Raw genomic sequence first — 20,471 nt, forward strand, 5'->3', positions numbered from 1 at the left:
GGCCCGCGCCGGCCCCGGCCATGGAGAGCCGGCGCTCGGACAATTACTACGAGGTCAAGGCGACCATCTTCGGTGCGCTGATCGAGGCAATCGACCTCGCCCAGCTCGCCAAGTTGGACTCCGAGTCGGCGCGCGAGGAAATCCGCGACATCGTCAACGAGATCATCGCGATCAAGAACATCGTGATGTCGATCGCCGAGCAGGAAGAGCTGCTCGACGACATCTGCAACGACGTTCTCGGTTACGGCCCGCTCGAGCCGCTGCTGTCGCGCGACGATATCGCCGACATCATGGTCAACGGCGCCAACACCGTCTACATCGAGGTCGCCGGCAAGATCCAGCGCACGGGCATCCGCTTCCGCGACAACCAGCAGCTCCTCAACATCTGCCAGCGCATCGTCAGCCAGGTCGGCCGGCGCGTCGACGAATCCTCGCCGATCTGCGACGCGCGCCTCGCCGACGGCTCCCGCGTCAACGCCATCGTGCCGCCGCTGTCGATCGACGGGCCGACGCTCACCATCCGCAAATTCAAGAAGGACAAGCTGACGCTGGATCAGCTGGTCAAGTTCGGCGCGATCTCGCCGGAGGGCGCGGAAATCCTCCAGATCATCGGCCGCGTCCGCTGCAACGTGCTGATCTCCGGCGGCACCGGCTCGGGCAAGACCACGCTGCTCAACTGCCTGACCAACTATATCGAGCACGACGAGCGCGTCATCACCTGCGAGGACGCCGCCGAGCTGCAACTGCAGCAGCCGCACGTGGTGCGACTCGAGACCCGCCCGCCCAACATCGAGGGCGAAGGCCAGGTCACCATGCGCGAGCTGGTGCGCAACTGCCTGCGTATGCGCCCCGAACGCATCATCGTCGGCGAAGTCCGCGGACCCGAGGCGTTCGACCTGCTCCAGGCCATGAACACCGGCCATGACGGCTCGATGGGCACGCTGCACGCCAACAATCCGCGCGAGGCCCTGTCGCGCTGCGAATCCATGATCACCATGGGCGGCTTTTCCCTTCCGTCGCGAACAATTCGCGAGATGATCTGCGCTTCGATCGACGTCATCGTCCAGGCCGCGCGTCTGCGCGACGGCTCGCGCCGCATCACCCACATCACCGAGGTGATGGGCATGGAAGGCGACACCATCATCACCCAGGACATCTTCCTCTACGACATGGTCGGCGAGGACGCCAACGGCAAGATCATCGGCCGGCACCGCTCGACCGGCATCGGCCGCCCGAAGTTCTGGGAGCGCGCCCGCTATTACGGCGACGAGAAGCGCCTTGCCGCCGCGCTCGACGCCGCGGAAGTGGCGCCGAAGACGTGAGCAGGACAGCACAGTCATGAACATTCAGGTCCTCGCCCTCGCCTTCCTCGCCACCGCCGCCGTCGGCGGCATCGCCTGGGTCTTCCYTTATCCGCTCCTGTCCGGCGAGCGAAAGGCGGAAAGCCGTCGCGCCTCGATCTCGCGCGCCGATGCGCCCGCGGCCAAGCAGACCGAGAAGAGCCAGCGAACGCGCCGCGAGCAGGTCGAGACGTCGCTCAAGGATCTCGAGGCGCGACGCCAGCAGGAGAAGAGCGTTCCGCTCAACGTGCGCCTGTCGCAGGCAGGGCTCGACTGGGCGCCGCAGAAATTCTGGATCGTGTCCGCCGTCGTGGCGGGCGTGCTGTTCGCGGTCGCCCTGTTCGTCGGGGGCGGCATGCTCGGCGCCGCCGGCCTCGCCTTTGCCGGCGGCTTCGGCCTGCCGCGGTGGGCGCTGAGCTTCCTGAAGAAGCGACGCGAAACCAAGTTCCTGACCGCGCTGCCCGACGCGGTCGACGTGATCGTCCGCGGCATCAAGGCGGGCCTGCCGCTGTTCGAATCGATCAAGGTCGTCGCCGCCGACGCGCCGGAGCCGCTGCGCAGCGAGTTCCTGGCCATCATCGAGACGCAGGCGATCGGCATGCCGCTCGGCGAGGCCTGCTCGCGCCTCTACGACCGCATGCCGCTGCCGGAAGCCAACTTCTTCGGCATCGTCATCTCGATCCAGCAGAAGTCCGGCGGCAACCTCTCCGAAGCGCTCGGCAACCTCTCAAAGGTGCTGCGCGATCGCAAGAAGATGAGGGAAAAGATCCAGGCGATGTCGATGGAAGCCAAGGCCTCGGCCGCCATCATCGGCTCGCTGCCGCCGATCGTGATGTTCCTGGTCTATCTCACGACCCCGCACTACATCTCGCTTTTGTGGACCCATCCTACCGGTCAGCTCATGCTGGTCGGCTGCGTCGTCTGGATGTCGGTCGGCATCATGGTGATGAAGAAGATGATCAACTTCGATTTCTGACGGTGCCGTATGGTCGAATTTCTCGTTGCGAAACTGCATGACGTCCGCTTCATGACCATGATGCTGGCGGCCATCGCCGCCAGCGCCACCGTGTATACGCTGGTGATGCCGCTGTTTGCCGGCGAAGGCCTCTCCAAGCGCATGAAGGCGGTGGCAAGCGAGCGCGAACGCATCCGGCAACGCGAGCGCGAGCGCCTCAACAAGAACGAAAAGGTCACGCTGCGCCAGACGCCGAAGCAGCTGGTCTCCCGGGTCGTCGAGGACTTCAACCTCACAAAATGGCTCGCGCAGGAAGCTGCGCGCGACAAGCTCATCATGGCGGGCTATCGCGGACAGGCGCCCTACATCACCTTCCTGTTTGCCCGCATGGTGGCCCCGCTCGTGCTGTTCGTCGGCTCGGTCGTGTACGTGTTCGCGATCGCGCACATGGAGAAATCGATGCCGATCAAGATCGGCATCTGCGTCGGCGCCRCCTATCTCGGCCTCCAGGCGCCGATGTTGTTCCTCAAGAACGCGATCTCCAAGCGCCAGCTCTCGATCAAGCGCGCTTTCCCCGACGCGCTCGACCTGCTCCTGATCTGCATCGAATCCGGCATGTCGGTCGAGATGGCGTTCCGGAAAGTGGCCACCGAGATCGTGGGCCAGTCGATCGCGCTGTCGGAAGAGTTCACGCTGACCACGGCCGAGCTGTCCTATTTGCAGGATCGCAAGGTTGCCTATGAGAATCTGGCCCGCCGCACCGGGCTCGAGGGCGTCAAATCGGTTTGTCTTGCGCTTCAGCAGGCGGAACGCTACGGCACGCCGCTCGGCCATTCCTTGCGCGTCATGGCGCAGGAAAACCGCGACATGCGCATGAACGAGGCCGAGAAGAAGGCCGCCGCGCTGCCGCCGAAGCTGACCGTGCCGATGATTCTGTTCTTCCTGCCGGTGCTGTTCGTCGTCATTCTCGGACCGACCGGCATCAAGATCAGCGAGATGCAGTGAAGCAAGCCACGGACCGCACTCGGTCCGCCGCGCGGCTCCAAGCCTGGAAGAATCCGGTCTGATCAGTCGGGCTGGCTGAGCGAGGCGACCGGCGTCCGCTTCGGTGCGCCGCGCGGAGCGTCGTTGCGGTTCAGCATGTCCTTGAGATAGGCGACATTGGCCGCCGCCTGATCCGGCGGCAGGTCCGCCTTCACGATGGTCTCGGCTTCCGCAAAGCGCCCCTGAAGGCCGACGACGAGGCCGAGATTCTGCCGCACCCGGGCGCTCGCACGCGGCGAGGCATAGGCCTGCCGCAGCGCCTCTTCGGCCTTCGGCAGGTCCTTCGACAGCATGTAGGACAGGCCGAGATTGGAAAGCACGCCGGGATCGCCCGGCGCGATCTTCAGCGCGCTCGCATAATAGGAGCGCGCCTCGCCGTGACGGCCCATCTGGTCGAGCGCGGTGCCCTGCACCGAGAGCAGGCGCCAGTCCGGATTGTCGGGCGAATGCGCTTTCGCAAGCACGTCGAAGGCCTGCTGGAAATTGCCATTGTCGGCGAGCGCACGGCCGTATTGGGCGAGCAACGCCTTGTTGCCTGGGTTGGCGATGGTCGCCTGCTCGAGCACCGCGGCGGCCTGGGCGCGCTGACCGTTTGCGCGCAACGCCTGGCCATAGGCAAGCGCGGCGTCGGCGTCCTTGGGATTGGCGCGATAGCGCTCGCCATAGGCTTCGATGGCGCGCGCGGGATCGGCGGGGGTGGCGGCGTCCGCGCGCGGCCCGACCGAGCCGGTGACGTCAGAGAGCTTTGACATCGCCGCGCAGCCGCCAAGGCCCATGGCCACCATCGCGACCAGCGAGGTGGAGGCAAGAAGCCGGGCAAGACTGAACCGTTGACGCATGACGCTTTGACTCTCGAGCCGATTGATCGAGCCGAATGCGCCAGCAATAGACTGTTAACCCTAACGGCCGGTTAATGTCAGCCTGCCTGCCCCTCACGGTGGCGTCTGCGGCGGCACCTCCCCGCCGAGGCCGAGATCGAGGCCAAGCGCCTTCACCCGCTCATTCAGGTCCCGCAGCAATTGCAGCTTCTGTTGCGTCTGCCCCTGAACATCGATGCCCGCGCGCGGCGTCCTCGGCAATTCTCGCAAGAGGTCCTCACGATTGATCAGACGCTTCGCCCGCAGCTCGCCGAGCGCGGCGCGATCGAGGCCGAGCACATCGGCGGATTGCTCGGTCAATCGGTTCAGCAACAGCCTTACCGCGGCCACCGCCGCGACGTCATGCGTGCGCTCCGACTTCGCGAGCTTGCCGTCGATATCCGCCCACGCCTGCGAGCTGACGAGACAGGCGTAGAGCGTGTTCGCCCAGTCTTGCTTGCCGTCAGCGTAGAAGGCCCGGCGCGTCAACAGCAGGCGCGCCAGCGCYGCGACCTGATCGCGCTTGAGCGTCGCACATGAGCCGATCTCGATCGCCGACTGCAAGGCGGGATCGCGGGAAAAATCCCGCCCTGCCGGAAGCCTGATGACACCGCCCGGCAGGTTCGAGTCGAGCGGCCCGAACGCACCGGTGTTGCGCGGCCGCGAATACCGGGCGATCGCGAACCGGTACTCGGAACGGCCGGCGTCAGACATCGGGCCGAAATGGATGATGTTGAAGCCGGCGTCGTCGCCGGCCTGCCCGGTCGAGGACGGACAGCAGAGCACGTAGATCGTGCGCCAGAACACCTCACCGCCCTCGCTCGAGGTCGCACGCGGATCGGGGATCGAATAGCGGGTCAATCCCTCGACGTGCCGGTGCCCGTGCAGAACCAGATTGACGTTGAGCGAAGTGGCCGCCTCGAGAAAGGTCGCGGGCGCAGCGAGATACATCAGCGGCTCGTCCGGGACGCCGAGAAACCGCTTCCCTTCGCCGGTTGCCTGCGGCAGCGGATGATGGTGCATCGCCAGCACGCGCACCAGATTTTCCACCGGCTCGGCGTAGTCGGCGCGTCCGGACGAGCCAAGGCTGCCCGCGAGCTCGACGCTGAGCCGGGCGGAATCTGCGACCATGGCATTGTAGGCGCTCTGATCGATAGTGCCGCCCGCGAGCGCCGTGAGGCTCGCGCTGTTGGAATCCAGCAGCACCAGATCGAGGCCGGCCTGGCGATAGTAGACGCTCTTCGAGGTTCGCGGCAGATGCAGATAATCGTAGGCATCGTGGCGGCCGACGCGCTGGCTCGGCCGCTTGACATCGTGGTTGCCGGCGATCGCCTGGATATCGGTGAACAGGCCGGTCTGCCGGAACGAGGCGATGACCGCGAGCGCTTCGTCGAGCGCGCGCGGCGTCGGATCGTTCACGAGGTCGCCCGTGATCAGCAGAATGCGGTCGGGAATGTCCGCGAAGTCAGCCATCTTCTCGCGGATTGCGGCACCGAGTGCCTCGATCGTCGCAAGCAGCCGGCCTGACCCGTCCAGGTGCAGGTCGGAAATATGCGCAATGACGAATGATCTATCCATTTTGCGCCGCTCATCGCAAATGCTGCGCCGCCGAAACGATAAGAGATAAGAGAAATGCCTTCGACGAACGGGTTCGGGCCGGTTCAACCCAGCTATCGACGGCATATGCCGCCGTCTTCTTGCGCTCGAGACCTGCAGAACCGCACGGCACAATCTAAAATATCGGTCGATAATGCCACAACCGCAGCGCTAGTAAAGCCCTGCGGCTGCGCTCTCGTGAACGGCAGTTCTCAACTGAGATACGGGAGCGTCCGAAGATGGTTTCGCCGGGCCGGTCAATATTCGATGGCGAGGCGCTTGCGGATTTCATCGACGCGCTTGTCCAGCGCATCGAACCGCGCGTGGACGGAGCGGTCGTGGAGATAGAAGACGTAACCGCCGGCAAGGAATGCGAAGATCCAGTGATGATGCTCGACATAACCAAAAATCGCCTCGACGGCCTGGCCGATGAATGTGACCACGCTCCACACAAATTCCATTGCAGTTTCCTCCCGGCAGGCTTCGTCTTCGCCCGCCGGTCATCTCCTGCACAGTTTTCCCAGTCGATCCGGCGGCCGTTGCCGGAACCTAGCATGGGCCCCTTGCGGCGAGTAGCGGGTCGCTGAACGGTGACAGCAAAGCCGATTGCAGCCGCGGCGAAACTCTGCGAAGTCTCGTCCGTTCGCATGACCTGCTTGATCTGACGATCCGGACCCGCCAATGCCTTCCGTCTTCGAGACGTCCTCCACCGCCATCCCGATCACCTTCGTCACCAAATCGAGCTGGGACGCCGTGCGCGAAACGCTGCCGCCGGCGCAGCGCCAGTTCGCCACCGCCAGCGCCTTTGCCGCCAAGCCGGGCGGCTACCTGGCGCTGCCCGCGCCCGACGGTGCGATCGCGCAGATCTTGTTCGGGATCGAGGATGACGGCGCCAGATCGCGCGACCTGTTCCGGCCGGGCGTCCTGCCGGGCCTGTTGCCGCCGGGCACCTATCGCTTTGCCAATGCACCGCACGACGCGCGACTGGCGGCGCTCGCCTTCGCGCTCGGCAGCTACCGCTTCGCCCGCTATCGCAAGGCGGACCGCCCCGAGGTCCGGCTGGTGCCGCCGGACGGCATCGACGCAGCCGAGGTCAGCCGCATGGCGGATGCCGCGATGCTCGCACGCGACCTCATCAACACGCCGGCGAACGACATGGGTCCGGAAGAGCTGGCCACAGCCGCGCAAGGACTCGCCGCCGAATTCGGGGCAAGCTTTGCCTGCATCGTCGGCGAAGACCTGAAGGCGCAGAATTTCCCGCTGATCCATGCGGTCGGCATGGCCTCGGACCGCGCCCCGCGCCTGATCGACATCGGTTGGGGCGATCCCTCGCATCCCAAGGTGACGCTGGTCGGCAAGGGCGTCTGCTTCGACACCGGCGGGCTCGATCTGAAGCCCTCGAGCGGCATGCTGATCATGAAGAAGGACATGGGTGGCGCCGCCAATGTGCTGGCGCTGGCGCGCATGGTGATGGATGCGAAGCTGAAGGTCCGGCTGCGCGTGCTGATCCCGGCGGTGGAGAATGCCGTCTCCGGCAACGCCTTCCGCCCGCTCGACATCTTTACCTCGCGCAAAGGCGTCACCGTCGAGATCGGCAACACCGACGCGGAGGGGCGGCTGGTGCTTGCGGACGCGCTGGCGCTGGCCGACGAGGAGAAGCCGGACCTGCTGATCGATCTGGGCACGCTGACCGGCGCCGCCCGCGTTGCGCTGGGGCCGGATTTACCGCCCTTTTACACCAATGATGAGACGCTTGCCGCCGACGTCGCGCGCTGCGCGATGAAGGAGAACGATCCGTTGTGGCGCATGCCGCTGTGGCCGGCTTACGATGCGTGGCTGGACTCCAAGACGGCCACCATCACCAATGCGCCCTCCGGCGGGTTTGCGGGCTCGATCACCTGCGCGCTGTTCCTGCAACGCTTCGTCGAGCAGGCCAGGAGCTGGCTGCATGTCGACATCTACGGCTGGACGCCATCGGCAAAACCCGCGCGGCCCGAAGGCGGCGAGTGCCAGGCCGCACGCGCCCTCTACACATTGCTGAGCGAGCGCTATGCATGATCCAGGACACGATCCAAGGCTGACGCCGGCGCGGGGCGACCTCGCCGCGAAATATCTCGAAGGCAAGGTGCAGGCGGATCGCTTCGTCACCGGCGAGGAATTCGAATTGGTCGAGCCGATCGCGCCGGTGCGGGAGCAGCCGTCCTCGAGCGCGATGCTGATGACCGAGGCGCTACGCGGCGAGCGCGTGACGGTTTACGACCGCAACGGCGAAGGCTGGGCCTGGGGCCAGTTGGCCAGCGACGGCTATGTCGGCTGGCTTCCGGACGCAGGCCTGACGCGCCCCTCGGCCGCGCCGACACACATGGTCAGCGCGCTCCGCACCTTTGCCTTCCCCGGCCCCTCGATCAAGCTGCCGCCGGCTGACACGCTCGTGCTGGGATCCAGGCTGGCAGTGGCGCGCGAGGACGGCAGCTTCGCCGTGACGCATGACGGCATGTATCTGCCGAAGACGCATCTCGCGCCGCTCGATCACCGCGCGCCGGACTTCGTCGCGGTCGCCGAGCGCTTCGTCGGCACGCCCTATCTCTGGGGCGGCAAGAGCAGTCTTGGCATCGATTGCTCGGGCCTGGTCCAAGTGTCGCTGACCGCCGCGGGCGTCGGGTGCCCGCGCGACAGCGACATGCAGCAGGCGGGACTGGGCCGCGCGCTGGAGCCGCGTGAGCGAAGCAGCTTGCGGCGCGGCGATCTGATCTTCTGGAAAGGCCACGTCGCCATCGTCCGCGACGCCGACACCATGGTCCACGCCAACGCGCATCACATGGCAACCGTAATCGAGCCGATCGAACCGGCGCTTGCGCGGATCAAGGCGGCCGGCAGCGAGGTCGCTGCGGTCAAGCGGCTGTAGCCCCATGCTGTCATTCCGGGGCGCGCGCATTACCCGCTGCATCACCCAGCACGATCATTGCGCGAAATCGTGCCGTATTTCGTCGAGAATATCCGCTCAACTTCGTGACGCATGGTGTCGTGACATTCGCACGCCGCTGCGGCGAGCCGGGTTCGATCGATCTCGATGTGGCCGCGGCGATCAGACCTGATCGCCCCGGACGCGCGCAGATTGCGCATCAGAAGCGTCACTGTCGATCGTCGCACACCTAGAATCTGCGAGAGCGCCTCCTGGGTGAGCGGGAGGACGTCGTCGTCGGTCCGATCGCAAATTTGGAGCAGCCAGCGTGCCATCCGGGCTTGCACCGGATGCACGGCGTTGCAGGCTCCGCCGCGCTGGAGCTGGACCAGCATCGCCCTGATGTGAATCTGGATCGCGTGCCGGATCGCGGAGCTTCGGTTATATGCGGCGAGAAATCGCGGCGCCGGGATGCGCGAGGCGACGCCCGCCGCACGGACGATCCCGGTAAGGGCCGAAGCTGACGGTCCGAGCACAGAAAGGGTACCGAGCGCTCCCTCGCGACCGACGACGGCGGTCGCAACGGTCCGGCCGTCCGCCAGGTCGATCATCAGCGAGATGGCACCGCTATGAGGGAACAAGACGCAATCGACCTCGTCGCCTTCCCGCGAGATCACCGCGTCCTCATGCAGCGCGACCGTCTCGAGCCCAGGCGCCAGCAGATCCAGATCCGCAGGCGGCAGCGCTGCCAAAAGGCGATTACCAATTGCACCGACGCGCGTCATTGCGTGTGACCCGCCGCGAAGCATCCGTCTTCCTCATTCCCAGCAGCACGAAACGGCGGCTTTAGCATGAGACTGGATCTGTCTTCGCTGCGCGCACAAAGGTCGCGTCAACCAACAAAACGCCCTCGCTCTCAACAGCAAAACTGCGAGGCGTAATTTCCGCTCGCGTTCAATCGGGAAATAGATGCAATCCCAGTTCGGAATTAACAATTGCAAAACAGGTATGGGTAACACCGTACAGCCTGGCGCCGCGAGAGTTCCGTTCATGGCTCCTTGGATCCGCMGGTTCCCATAGAGGCGTCCCGCAAGTTTATCGGCACGCACATGCCACGAATGATGGTAGATTCTCGTAAATCTCGTTCCTGCTGCGACGGCGCTCTGCCGCTTAGGGTCTGGCAGACCTACGTCGCCACCGATCCATTGCCCGCCGTCTCCAGCCGGAACGCCGCCGCGAACAGCGCGCGCGTGTAGTCGGTCTTCGGGTTCTTGAAGAGCTCGGCCGCCTGGCCTTCCTCGACCACCTTGCCGCCGCGCATCACGATGAGATGGCTGGCGAGCGAGGCGACGACGCGCAGATCGTGCGAGATAAACATGTAGGTGAGCTCGCGCTTGCGCTGGAGCTCGCGCAGGAGATCGACCATCTGTGCCTGGATCAGCATGTCGAGCGCGCTGGTCGGCTCGTCCAGCACGACGAAATCCGGCTCCAGCACCACCGCGCGCGCGATGCTGATGCGCTGGCGCTGGCCGCCCGAGAACTCGTGCGGATAGCGATAACGGGTGTCCGGCTTCAGCCCGACATCCTCGATCGCCTTGACGACGCGCGCCTCACGCTCCTCGCGCGACAGTTTTGGCTGATGCACGGAGAGGCCCTCCGCGATGATGTCGGCGACCGACATGCGCGGGCTCAGCGAGCCGAACGGATCCTGGAACACGATCTGCATGTCGCGCCGGAACGGACGCATCTCCTTGAAGCGCAGGCCCTGGATGTCCTTCCCCAGGAACACGATGCGCCCGTTCGACGAGATCAGCCGCAGCAGCGCCAGCCCCAGCGTGGTCTTGCCGGAACCGGATTCGCCGACGACGCCGAGCGTCTCGCCCTTGCGCACGGCGACGCTGACACCGTCGACKGCCTTGATGTGGCCGACCGTCTTGCGCATCAGCCCGCGCCTGATCGGAAACCACACTTTCAGATCATTGGCCGACATCACCAATGGCGCATCCGGCTGCGGCGGCGCCGGATCGGGCTTCGGCTCCGCGGCGAGCAGGTCGCGCGTATAGGGATGCTTCGGGCTGGTGAAGACCTGCTCGACCGGCCCCTGCTCGACGATCTCGCCGCCCTTCATGACACAGACGGTATCGGCGATGCGGCGCACGATGCCGAGGTCGTGGGTGATGAAGAGCAGGCTCATGCCGAGCCGGGCGCGGATTTCGGCGAGCAGCGTCAGGATCTGCGCCTGCACGGTGACGTCGAGCGCGGTGGTAGGCTCGTCCGCGATCAACAGATCCGGCTCGTTGGCGAGCGCCATCGCGATCATCACGCGCTGGCGCTGGCCGCCGGACAGCTGGTGCGGGTAGCTGTTCAGTCGCGTCTCGGGCTCGGGAATACCGACCTGCGTCAGCAATTCCAGCGTCCGCTTGCGCACCTCTGCATTGCTGGTCGGATTGTGCAGCTGGATGATCTCGCCGATCTGCGCCTCGATCGTGTGCAGCGGATTGAGCGAGGTCATCGGCTCCTGGAAGATGATGGAGATGTCGCTGCCGCGAATCCCGCGCATCTGCTGTTCGGACTGGTCGATCAGCTCGCGCCCCTTGAAACGGATGCTCCCCGAGGGATGCGAGGCGTTCGGATAGGGCAGCAGCTTCAGGATCGAGAGCGCGCTGACCGACTTCCCGGACCCGGATTCACCGACCAGCGCCACGCACTCGCCGCGCTTGATCTGGAACGAGACCTTGTCGACCGCAAGCGTCGTGGCGCCGCCCTGGTGGAAGGCCACCGAGAGGTCGCGCACGCTGAGCAGGGGCTGGTTGATCGCGTCCATCTGCTACCTGAAGGTTTTGCGCGGATCGAAGGCGTCGCGCACCGCTTCGCCGATGAAGATCAGAAGCGACAGCATGATCGCGACCGAGAAGAAACCGGAGAAGCCGAGCCAGGGCGCCTGCACGTTGGACTTGCCCTGCGACAGCAACTCGCCGAGCGACGGCGAGCCGGGCGGCAACCCGAAGCCGAGGAAGTCGAGGGCCGTGAGCGTCATGACCGACGAGGAGACGATGAACGGCAGGAACGTCATCGTCGCGACCATCGCGTTCGGCAGCAAATGCTTGAACATGATCACCGCGTTCGACACGCCGAGCGCCCGCGCCGCCTGGATGTACTCGAAATTGCGCCCGCGCAAAAATTCCGCGCGCACGAGTCCGACCAGCGACACCCAGGAAAACAACAGCAGGATGCCAAGAAGCACGAAGAATCCCGGCACGAGCACCGACGACAGGATCAGCAGCAGATAGAGCGAAGGGATCGCGGTCCAGATCTCGATGAAACGTTGGAAGAACAGGTCGATCCAGCCGCCGAAATAGCCCTGCACCGCGCCCGCCGCGATGCCGATGATCGAGGAGATAATGGTCAAGCAGAGGCCGAACAGCACCGAGATGCGGAAGCCGTAGATCAGCCGCGCCACCACGTCGCGGCCCTGATCGTCGGTACCGAGCCAGTTGTATTCGAGGTCGCGGCAGCTCTTGAGGCCCTTCTTCTCGACCACGGGCTTGCACTGCGCCTCCGTCAACATCCAGGTTGGCGGCGACGGCGCCGGCGTCGGCAGATCGAGATTGTGGGTGTCGTAGGAGTAGCGGATCAGCGGCCAGACGATGCTGCCGCCCTTCTCCTTGATCAGCTTCTGCAAATAGGGATCGCGATAGTCGGCCGCGGTTTCGAAGTCGCCGCCGAAGGTCGTCTCGGAATAGGTGACGAAGGCCGGCCAGTAGAGATGGCCGTCATACTTGATCAGGAACGGCCGATCGTTGGCGATCAGCTCGGCGAACAGCGACACCACGAACAGGATCATGAAGATCCAGAACGACCAGTAGCCGCGCCGGTTCGCCTTGAAATTCTGCCAGCGGCGCCTGTTCAGCGGCGATGGCACGAACGGCTTGCGCGCGACCGGCACGGCGTCGCCGGGCGGCGACTTCATGGTGGTTTCGATCGGGGTGGGGGCGGTCAGCGTCATCAGACCTCCCGCGCCWCGAAATCGATCCGCGGATCGATCCACATGTAGGTCAAGTCGGAGATCAGGTTGATCACGAGGCCGACGAGCGAAAAGATGAAGAGCGTGCCGAACACCACGGGGTAGTCGCGGTTGAGCACGCTCTCGAAACTGAGCAACCCCAGCCCATCCAGCGAGAAGATGGTCTCGATCAGAAGCGAGCCCGAGAAGAAGGCGTGGATGAAGGTGCTTGGAAAGCCCGCGATGACGATCAGCATCGCGTTGCGGAAGACGTGGCCATAGAGCACGCGATTTTCGCTGCAGCCCTTCGCGCGCGCGGTCATCACGTATTGCTTGCGAATCTCGTCCAGAAACGAGTTCTTGGTCAGGAACGTCATGGTGGTGAAGGCGCCGAGCCCCATGGCGATCAGCGGCAGCGTCAAATGCCAGAAGTAATCGATGATCTTCCAGTACCAGGGAAATTGCGACCAGCCGTCCGACGTCAGCCCACGTAGCGGGAACCAGTTGAAGAACGAGCCTCCGGCAAACAGGATGATCAGGAGGATCGCGAACAGGAAGCCGGGTATGGCATAGCCGAGCACGAGTATGCTCGATGTCCAGGTGTCGAAACGCGTGCCGTCCTTGACCGCCTTGCGGATGCCGAGCGGAATCGAGATCAGATAGGTCAGGAGCGTCAGCCAGATGCCGAGCGAGATCGAGACCGGCAGCTTCTCCCTGATCAACTGGATCACGCTGACGTCGCGGAAATAGCTCTTGCCGAAATCGAAGCGCGCGAAATTCCACACCATCAGCGCGAAGCGTTCCGGCGCCGGCTTGTCGAAGCCGAACTGTACCTCCAACTTCTTGATGAAGTCGGGGTCGAGCCCCTGCGCACCACGATATTTCGAGTTGATGGCGTCGCCGCCGGCGCCAAGCTGTCCCGGCGCGCGCTGCGCGAAGTCGCCACCGCCCGAGATGCGCGAGCTGCCGCCGGTATCGGCGCCCGAGAGCTGCGCGATCACGCGCTCGACCGGACCGCCGGGTGCGAATTGCACGACGACGAAGGACACGAAGAGGATCCCGAGCAGGGTCGGGATCATCAGCAGGATGCGGCGGGCGATATAGGCGCTCATGGCTATTTCGCCTGCTCGAGCTTGGCCGCCTTGGCGCTATCATGCCACCAGATTTCGGGAGCGCCGACGCCGTTGGCATAACGTGGCAGCTTCTGCGGATGAGCGAACTGGTCCCAATAAGCGAGCCGGTGCGTCTTGTTGTACCATTGCGGCACCCAATAGCGGCCGGCACGGAACAGCCGATCGAAGGCGCGGCAGGCGACCGTCAGATCCTCACGGTTGTCGGCCGCCATGATCTTCTCGATCATGGCGTCGATAGCCGGGCTGGCGACGCCCGCGAGATTGTAGGAGCCCTTGGTTGCCGCGACCTGCGACGAGAAGAACGAACGCATCGCGTCGCCCGGCGTCGCCGACATGCTGAAACGCTGGATCGTCATGTCGAAGTCGAAATCTTCCTGACGCGCCTTGTACTGCACGGCATCGACGAGACGCACGCTCGCTTCGATGCCGAGCGTGGCCAGGTTCTTGATGTAGGGCGCGTGGTGCGGCTGGAACGAAGGCTCGTCCAGCAGGAACTCGATCCTGAACACCTCACCGTTCGGCAGCACTCGCTTGCCATCCTTGATGGGCACGCCGGCCTCGGTCAACAATTGCTGCGCCTTGCGCAACAGGCTGCGATCCTGCCCGGAACCGTCCGACACCGGAGGCGTAAACGGTGCGGCGAATACTTCGTCAGGCACCTGACCGCGAAACGGCTCCAGCAGCTTCAGCTCTTCCGGCGACGGAGGCCCGTTGCTCGCCATGAGGTCCGAGTTCTGGAACGGCGACACCGTACGGGCATAGGCGCCGTACATGATGGTCTTGTTGGTCCATTCGAAGTCGAAGGCATTGATCAGGGCCTCACGCACGCGCGGATCCCTAAACTTGTCGCGCCGCGTGTTGATGAACCAGCCTTGCGCGCCCGATGGTGTATCGTCGGGGACCACCTCCATCTTGACGCGCCCGTCCTTCACCGCAGGAAAGTCGTAGCGGGTCGCCCATATGCGGGAGGTGAACTCCTCCCGGTAGAGATAGTTCTTGCCGGTGAAGCCCTCGAAGGCGACATCGCGATCGCGATAGAATTCGTAGCGAACGACGTCGAAATTGTAGCTGCCGCGGCAGGCCGGCAGGTCGGCAGCCCACCAGTCCTTCACGCGTTCGTATTCGACGTAGCGATTGACCTCGAACTTTCCGACCTTGTACGGACCGGAGCCCAGCGGGATATCCAGAGAGGTTTCGTCGAACGGACGAGACGCGTAGTAGGCCTTCGAAAAGATCGGAAGGCTCGCGACATAGAGCGGCACGTCGCGCGCCCGCCCCTTGGCAAAGGTGACAACGAGCGTCGCATCATCGACAGCTTCCGCGCTGACCATGTCGCGCATCTGCACGACGATCAGCGGATGTCCCTTGGCCTTCAGCGCCGTCAGCGAAAACGCCGCGTCCTGGGCGGTGAGCTTCGTGCCGTCATGAAATTTCGCCTCAGGCCGCATCGTGAAGCGATACACCAGCCTGTCCGGCGATATCTGCACGGACTTGGCGGCAAGCCCGTACATCGCGTCCGGCTCGTCGTTCGCGCGCACCATCAGCGGCGCAAACGTCATGTCCATGCCCTGCGCGCCATCGCCTTTCATGATGAAGGCATTGAGCGAGTTGAAGGTCTGGTAGGACTGGTTGTAGGCGCGCACCGACGGAATGAGCGAGAACGAGCCGCCCTTCGGGGCATCGACATTCACGTAGTCGAAGTGATGGAAATCGGCGGGATATTTGAGATCGCCGAACGCCGAAATGCCATGGGCCTCGGCCGCCATCTCCGAGGCCTGCACGCCGCGGAGCCAGGCGGCGCCGAGCGCGCCACCGACACCTAAGGCCAGCACGTGCCGGCGTGAGGGCTGCGCCATGCGAAAAATGTCCTTCACGATTTCTTTGCGATCCGCGCCGCCTTGTCCGCGTCATACCACCAGATGAACGGGAAGCCCGACTGGCCGTATTTGGGCAACTCCGACGGCCGGCCGAAGCGGTCCCAGCGCGCGGTGCGCACCTTCGAGTAGGTCCACTGCGGCACGACGTAGTGATTCCAGAGCAGCACCCGGTCCAGCGCCTTGGTGGCGGCAACGAGATCGTCGCGGTCGGTGGCGTAGATCACCCGCTCGATCAGCTTGTCGATCGCAGGATTCTTGATGCCGGCAACATTGCGCGAACCGGCGATGTCGGCCGTCTTGGACGACCAGAACTCGCGCTGTTCGTTGCCCGGAGACTGCGACTCGCCCCACGAGTTGGTGACGATGTCGAAATCCCAGTCGCGAAGCCGGTTCTCGTATYGCGTCGGATCGACCGTCCGCACGCTGACCGCAATACCGAGGCGCTCGAGCGACGGCTTGTAGAACAGCACGATCCGCTCGAAGCTCGGATCCGCGCTCAGGAGTTCGAAGGCGAGCTGGGTCCCGGTCTTGACGTCGATCAGCTTGCGGTCGCGCACCTCGTAGCCGGCCTCCTTCAGCAGGCGCAGCGCTTCGCGCAAATTGTCGCGCACCGCTTCCGGGCTGCCGCCGACCGGGTTGGTGTAAGCCGTCGTGAAGACCTCGGGCGGCACATCCGCGCGCACGGTTTCGAGGATTTCCAGCTCCTTGCCCTGCGGCAGGCCGGTCGCCATCAATTCGTCGATGCCGTCGAAATAGCTGCTGATGCGCTTGTACTGGCCAAAAAAGATCTGCTTGTTCATTTCCTCGAAGTCGAACGCGTAGTTCAGCGCGCGGCGGACGCGGGGATCCTTGAACTTGGCGCGGCGCAGGTTCGGCACGAAGGCCTGCATGACGCCCGAGCTGCGGTTGGCGAACTCCTCCAGGATCACGCGCTTCTCGGCCACGGCCGGGAAATCGTAGGCGGTCGCCCAGCTCTTGGCGCTGTTCTCGGTGCGCCAGWCGACCTGGTCGGCCTTGAACGCCTCGATCGCAACGGTCGCGTCCCGGAAATATTCGTAGCGCAGCTCGTCGAAATTGTTGCGGCCGACATTGGCGGCGAAGTCGCGCCCCCAATAGTCCTTCACGCGCTCGAGACTGATGGTGCGGCCGGCGACGAACTCCTTGATCCGGTAGGGGCCCGAGCCCAGCGGCACCTCGAGCGTGGTGGCGGAGACGTCGCGCTTGCGACCTTGCGCGTCGGTGCCCTCCCACCAGTGTTTGGGCAGGATGGTGAGCTGTCCCACGATCTGCGGCAGCTCGCGATTGCCCGGCGCGTCGAACACGAACTTGACCTCGCGGTCGCCGACCTTCTCGGCCCGGACCACGTGGCTGTAATAGGCCGAGTACATCGGGTGGTGCTTCTTGAAGGCGTCGAGCGAGAAGATGACGTCATCGGCGGTGACCGGCTTGCCGTCATGCCATTTGGCTTCGGCGCGCAGGCGATAGGTCACGAAGGAGAAATCGGCGGGATGGCTCACGGCCTCCGCGAGCGCGCCATACTCGGTCGAGACTTCGTCCAGCGAGGGCGTCAGCAGGGATTCATAGATGAACGCGACGGCCCCCGCGATCGCGCCCTTCACACCAGCGACGACGATGTTGAAATTGTCGAACGTGCCGACGGCAATCTGGCGCGCGACCCCGCCCTTGGGGGCTTCCGGATTGACGTAATCGAACCGCTTGAAGCTGGCGGGGTATTTGACGTTCCCGAACAGCGACAGCGCGTGCCGCCACGGCGGTTCACTCGCGGATTGCGCCGTGGCCACGCCGATGACGGGAAAGCCCGCCGCGGAACCGAGGGCGGGAAGTGCGGCGGCAGCAGTGCCGGTGAGCAAGAGGTCGCGTCGGGTAATGGCCAAATCAACATTCCTGTCTGAAGGAGGTTACCCCTTTAAGTGCTCAATATAGGCGAGGTTTCGACCGAATATGTTGCTTTTTCCTCATGTTGGAAGCCCGGCTGGGCCGATCGCTGCGGCCAAACGCCCCGATAACAACGCCGCGAGGCCCGGATACGCAAACGGCCAGGCTTTTCAGCCTGGCCGCTAGGGTAGATGAGCAGGCCGAACGTCTTACTTGGACGCGGTCGGCAGCGGCTGGGGATGCTCTGACAGCGAATTCAGATAGGCAATGACGTCGGCGCGCTCGGAATCCTTGGGAATACCGGCGAAGCCCATCGCGGTGCCGGGAATGAAGCCCTTCGGATTGGCGATGAACTTGTTGAGGTCGTCGAACGTCCAGGTGCCGCCCTTGCCCTTCATGGCCGCCGAGAAGTTGAAGCCACCACGGCCCTCACCCCTCTTCTCGCCGACGACGCCATAGAGGTTCGGACCGACGCGSTTCGGGCCGCCCTTTTCGAAGGTGTGGCAGGCGCCGCACTTCTTGGCGGCGGCCGCGCCCTTCTCGATGGAGGCGGTCTGGAGCAGCTTTTCGATCGGCTCGGAGGGCGCAGCGGCGGCGCCACCTTCCTTGCCGTGGCCGGCATCCTCCTTCACGGCGATCTCGAAGCCCGGCTTTTCCGGCATCTTGGGCGAGAACAGCGCCTGAGCGGTGAAGTTCGTCACCAGCAGAATGAGGCAGGTGCCGAGCACGGCACCGAGAATCTTATTGAGTTCGAAAGAGTCCATTTCCGGCCAGGCCCCACACCGCAAGAAGGAAACAGCGACCGAGCGGCCGCCAGGACGAGCCTCGGGAGAATCAAACGTTCCTTATTGTTTCCCCGAGTTTTGCCATTGAGATATCGGTTTGCCCGGGGTCTGGCAACCCGTATAAGCGACCCGGCTTTCGGCCCATCCCCACCCCATTTCTCGACGCGGAAAACGCTCCATTTCCAGGCCCTTGAACCGATGACCGATCCCCGCATCCTGGTGCTGATCCCGGCCCGCATGGCCGCCACCCGCCTGCCCGGCAAGCCGCTCGCCGATATCGCCGGCCTGCCGATGATCGTGCATGTGATGCGCCGCGCCGAGGCCGCCGGCATCGGCCGGGTCGCGGTCGCAACCGATACGGCCGAGATCGCCTCCGTCGTATCGGCCCATGGCGGCGAGGCGGTGATGACCCGCCCCGAGCACCCTTCCGGGTCCGATCGCATCCACGAAGCCATGCAGAAGCTCGATCCGGACGGCAAGGCCGAGATCGTGGTCAATCTCCAGGGCGATTTCCCGACGATCACGACCGGCAACATTCGCGACGTGCTGCCCCCGCTCGCGGACCCGGCCGTGGATATCTCAACGCTAGCCTCGCAGATCCATACCGAGGAGGAGGATCTCGCGCCAAGCGTCGTGAAGGCGGTGGGAACCTCGCTCGGGGGCAAGCGCATGCGCGCACTTTATTTCACCCGCGCCACGGCGCCGACCGGCGACGGACCGCGCTACCACCATATCGGCCTCTACGCCTATCGCCGCGCCGCGCTGGAGCGGTTCGTGTCGCTGCCGCCGTCCCCGCTGGAATTGCAGGAGAAGCTCGAACAGTTGCGTGCGCTGGAGGCCGGGATGCGGATCGACTTTACCATCGTCGACACCGTCCCCCGCGGGGTCGACACCCCGGCCGACCTAGAGACCGCCCGCAGCATCCTTTCCAAATCCTGAGCCGCTGTTACAAGGCCGACCAGGAGCACTTCAAGACATGAGCAAGATGAAGATCGCATTCCAGGGCGAACCCGGAGCCAATTCCCACATCGCCATCGTCGAGGCCTATCCCGACGCCGAGCCGATGCCCTGCGCTACTTTTGAAGACGCGCTGTCGGCGATCTCGTCGGGCGAGGCCGATCTCGGCATGATCCCGATCGAAAACTCGGTCGCGGGCCGCGTCGCCGACATCCATCATCTGCTGCCGGCCTCCGGCCTGTTCATCATCGGCGAATGGTTTCTGCCGGTCCGTCACCAGCTGATGGCGGTGAAGGGGACCAAGCTCGAAGACATCAAGAGCGTCGAGAGCCACGTGCATGCGCTCGGCCAGTGCCGGCGCATCATCCGCAAGCTCGGCATCAAGCCGATCGTGCATGCCGACACCGCCGGCAGCGCCCGCGACATCTCCGAGCGCAAGGACAAGAGTGTCGCCGCGATCGCCTCGCGTCTTGCCGCCAACATCTACGGCCTCGACATTCTGGCCGAGGACATCGAGGACGAGGCTCACAACACCACGCGCTTCGTGGTGCTGGCGCGCGAGCCGAAATGGGCGGCCCAGGGCTCCGGCTCCCTGGTCACCACCTTCGTATTCCGGGTGCGCAATTTGCCGGCCGCGCTCTACAAGGCGCTCGGCGGCTTTGCCACCAACGGCGTCAACATGACCAAGCTCGAGAGCTACATGGTCGACGGCAATTTCTTCGCCACGCAATTTTACGCCGATGTCGACGGCCATCCCGAGGACAAGGGGCTGGCGTTCGCAATCGATGAGCTGAAATTCTTCTCGCGCGAATTCCGCATCGTCGGCGTGTATCCCGGGCATCCGTTCCGCGCGACGTTCAGCGAGACGCAGGATTAGTCGTCGCCCCGGCGAAGGCCGGGGCCCATAACCACCGCGGCGCGTTGTTGCGGAAGGTCGCAGATACCGAGTTTCACCGAGAGATTCCGCGGTATGGGTCCCGGCCCCCGTGCGCAATTGCGCACTAGGCCGGGACGACGATCTAAGCCGCCACCTTCGCCAACCCGAACGCATCYGCCAGCAGCGAATATGATTTCTTCCGCGCCTCGTGATCGTACACCGCGGTGATCACCATCAACTCGTCCGGCT

At 64.5% G+C, this 20,471-nt stretch carries 17 protein-coding genes and 1 pseudogene; 7 read left to right on the forward strand and 11 right to left on the reverse strand.

Annotated features, from left to right (window positions below; all coding sequences use genetic code 11):
- From ACXJL8_RS09580 to ACXJL8_RS09590, 3 genes are all read left to right on the forward strand, one after another.
- The coding region (locus ACXJL8_RS09580; protein WP_456684924.1) for a CpaF family protein at positions 1-1,322 on the forward strand (1,322 nt) is incomplete at its 5' end.
- Positions 1,323-1,338: 16 nt separating this feature from the next.
- Positions 1,339-2,316, forward strand: coding sequence for a type II secretion system F family protein (locus ACXJL8_RS09585; protein ID WP_456684925.1), 978 nt, complete (start codon positions 1,339-1,341; stop codon positions 2,314-2,316).
- A gap of 9 nt (positions 2,317-2,325) precedes the next feature.
- Positions 2,326-3,300 carry a type II secretion system F family protein gene (locus tag ACXJL8_RS09590; protein ID WP_456684926.1) on the forward strand — a complete coding sequence of 325 codons (975 nt, stop codon included), beginning with the start codon at positions 2,326-2,328 and terminating at the stop codon, positions 3,298-3,300.
- Positions 3,301-3,362: 62 nt separating this feature from the next.
- Here ACXJL8_RS09590 and ACXJL8_RS09595 read toward each other — a convergent pair whose 3' ends face one another.
- The 3 genes from ACXJL8_RS09595 to ACXJL8_RS09605 all read right to left on the reverse strand — a co-directional run bounded on the left by ACXJL8_RS09595 (position 3,363) and on the right by ACXJL8_RS09605 (position 6,253).
- A complete protein-coding gene (locus tag ACXJL8_RS09595; protein WP_456621758.1) occupies positions 3,363-4,178 on the reverse strand; it encodes a tetratricopeptide repeat protein in 816 nt (271 codons plus the stop codon).
- Positions 4,179-4,271: 93 nt separating this feature from the next.
- Positions 4,272-5,774 carry a metallophosphoesterase family protein gene (locus ACXJL8_RS09600; RefSeq protein ID WP_456684927.1) on the reverse strand — a complete coding sequence of 501 codons (1,503 nt, stop codon included), beginning with the start codon at positions 5,772-5,774 and terminating at the stop codon, positions 4,272-4,274.
- A 275-nt stretch (positions 5,775-6,049) separates the two neighbouring features.
- Positions 6,050-6,253, reverse strand: coding sequence for a hypothetical protein (locus tag ACXJL8_RS09605; protein WP_183247077.1), 204 nt, complete (start codon positions 6,251-6,253; stop codon positions 6,050-6,052).
- Positions 6,254-6,473: 220 nt separating this feature from the next.
- Here ACXJL8_RS09605 and ACXJL8_RS09610 point away from each other — a divergent pair, with 220 nt between their 5' ends.
- Positions 6,474-7,850 carry a leucyl aminopeptidase family protein gene (locus ACXJL8_RS09610; protein ID WP_456621760.1) on the forward strand — a complete coding sequence of 459 codons (1,377 nt, stop codon included), beginning with the start codon at positions 6,474-6,476 and terminating at the stop codon, positions 7,848-7,850.
- Positions 7,843-8,697, forward strand: coding sequence for a C40 family peptidase (locus ACXJL8_RS09615; RefSeq protein ID WP_456621761.1), 855 nt, complete (start codon positions 7,843-7,845; stop codon positions 8,695-8,697). The genes ACXJL8_RS09610 and ACXJL8_RS09615 overlap by 8 nt, the downstream gene beginning before the upstream one ends.
- Before the next feature lie 41 nt (positions 8,698-8,738).
- Here ACXJL8_RS09615 and ACXJL8_RS09620 read toward each other — a convergent pair whose 3' ends face one another.
- From ACXJL8_RS09620 to ACXJL8_RS09650, 7 genes are all read right to left on the reverse strand, one after another.
- On the reverse strand, positions 8,739-9,479 hold the full coding sequence (locus ACXJL8_RS09620; RefSeq protein ID WP_456621762.1) for a Crp/Fnr family transcriptional regulator: 741 nt from the start codon (positions 9,477-9,479) through the stop codon (positions 8,739-8,741).
- Between the two features lie 401 nt (positions 9,480-9,880).
- Positions 9,881-11,518 (reverse strand): ABC transporter ATP-binding protein, encoded by a 1,638-nt coding sequence (locus tag ACXJL8_RS09625; RefSeq protein WP_456621763.1) that lies wholly within the window; start codon positions 11,516-11,518, stop codon positions 9,881-9,883.
- A gap of 3 nt (positions 11,519-11,521) precedes the next feature.
- On the reverse strand, positions 11,522-12,700 hold the full coding sequence (locus ACXJL8_RS09630; protein WP_456621764.1) for an ABC transporter permease: 1,179 nt from the start codon (positions 12,698-12,700) through the stop codon (positions 11,522-11,524).
- On the reverse strand, positions 12,700-13,809 hold the full coding sequence (locus ACXJL8_RS09635) for a microcin C ABC transporter permease YejB (protein WP_456684928.1): 1,110 nt from the start codon (positions 13,807-13,809) through the stop codon (positions 12,700-12,702). Before ACXJL8_RS09635 ends, ACXJL8_RS09630 begins: the two co-directional genes overlap by 1 nt.
- 2 nt (positions 13,810-13,811) lie before the next feature.
- A complete protein-coding gene (locus ACXJL8_RS09640; protein ID WP_456621766.1) occupies positions 13,812-15,686 on the reverse strand; it encodes an extracellular solute-binding protein in 1,875 nt (624 codons plus the stop codon).
- A gap of 14 nt (positions 15,687-15,700) precedes the next feature.
- Entirely contained in the window at positions 15,701-17,602 is a 1,902-nt protein-coding gene (locus ACXJL8_RS09645) for an extracellular solute-binding protein (protein WP_456684929.1), read from the reverse strand.
- Positions 17,603-17,812: 210 nt separating this feature from the next.
- The gene (locus ACXJL8_RS09650; RefSeq protein WP_456684930.1) at positions 17,813-18,367 is read right to left on the reverse strand and encodes a c-type cytochrome; all 555 of its coding nucleotides are present in this window, start codon (positions 18,365-18,367) and stop codon (positions 17,813-17,815) included.
- A 219-nt stretch (positions 18,368-18,586) separates the two neighbouring features.
- Between ACXJL8_RS09650 and ACXJL8_RS09655 the strand changes: the two genes are divergently transcribed.
- Together ACXJL8_RS09655 and ACXJL8_RS09660 are read left to right on the forward strand one after the other, a co-directional pair.
- On the forward strand, positions 18,587-19,327 hold the full coding sequence (locus ACXJL8_RS09655) for a 3-deoxy-manno-octulosonate cytidylyltransferase (protein ID WP_456621769.1): 741 nt from the start codon (positions 18,587-18,589) through the stop codon (positions 19,325-19,327).
- Positions 19,328-19,364: 37 nt separating this feature from the next.
- Positions 19,365-20,222: a prephenate dehydratase gene (locus ACXJL8_RS09660; protein WP_456621770.1), complete on the forward strand. Its 858-nt coding sequence runs from the start codon at positions 19,365-19,367 to the stop codon at positions 20,220-20,222.
- A gap of 142 nt (positions 20,223-20,364) precedes the next feature.
- On the opposite strand, the pseudogene ACXJL8_RS09665 reads toward ACXJL8_RS09660, so the two are convergent.
- Positions 20,365-20,471, reverse strand: a pseudogene (locus ACXJL8_RS09665) (LLM class flavin-dependent oxidoreductase); the annotation flags it as partial.

The organism is Bradyrhizobium sp. P5_C11_2, assembly GCF_054049755.1.

Coding starts and splice junctions, on each gene's coding strand:
- ACXJL8_RS09595 (WP_456621758.1), bottom strand. CDS start 4,178: ATGCGTCAACGGTTCAGTCTTGCCCGGCTTCTTGCCTCCACCTCGCTG.
- ACXJL8_RS09605 (WP_183247077.1), bottom strand. CDS start 6,253: ATGGAATTTGTGTGGAGCGTGGTCACATTCATCGGCCAGGCCGTCGAG.
- ACXJL8_RS09610 (WP_456621760.1), top strand. CDS start 6,474: ATGCCTTCCGTCTTCGAGACGTCCTCCACCGCCATCCCGATCACCTTC.
- ACXJL8_RS09615 (WP_456621761.1), top strand. CDS start 7,843: ATGCATGATCCAGGACACGATCCAAGGCTGACGCCGGCGCGGGGCGAC.
- ACXJL8_RS09620 (WP_456621762.1), bottom strand. CDS start 9,479: ATGACGCGCGTCGGTGCAATTGGTAATCGCCTTTTGGCAGCGCTGCCG.
- ACXJL8_RS09630 (WP_456621764.1), bottom strand. CDS start 12,700: ATGACGCTGACCGCCCCCACCCCGATCGAAACCACCATGAAGTCGCCG.
- ACXJL8_RS09640 (WP_456621766.1), bottom strand. CDS start 15,686: ATGGCGCAGCCCTCACGCCGGCACGTGCTGGCCTTAGGTGTCGGTGGC.
- ACXJL8_RS09655 (WP_456621769.1), top strand. CDS start 18,587: ATGACCGATCCCCGCATCCTGGTGCTGATCCCGGCCCGCATGGCCGCC.
- ACXJL8_RS09660 (WP_456621770.1), top strand. CDS start 19,365: ATGAGCAAGATGAAGATCGCATTCCAGGGCGAACCCGGAGCCAATTCC.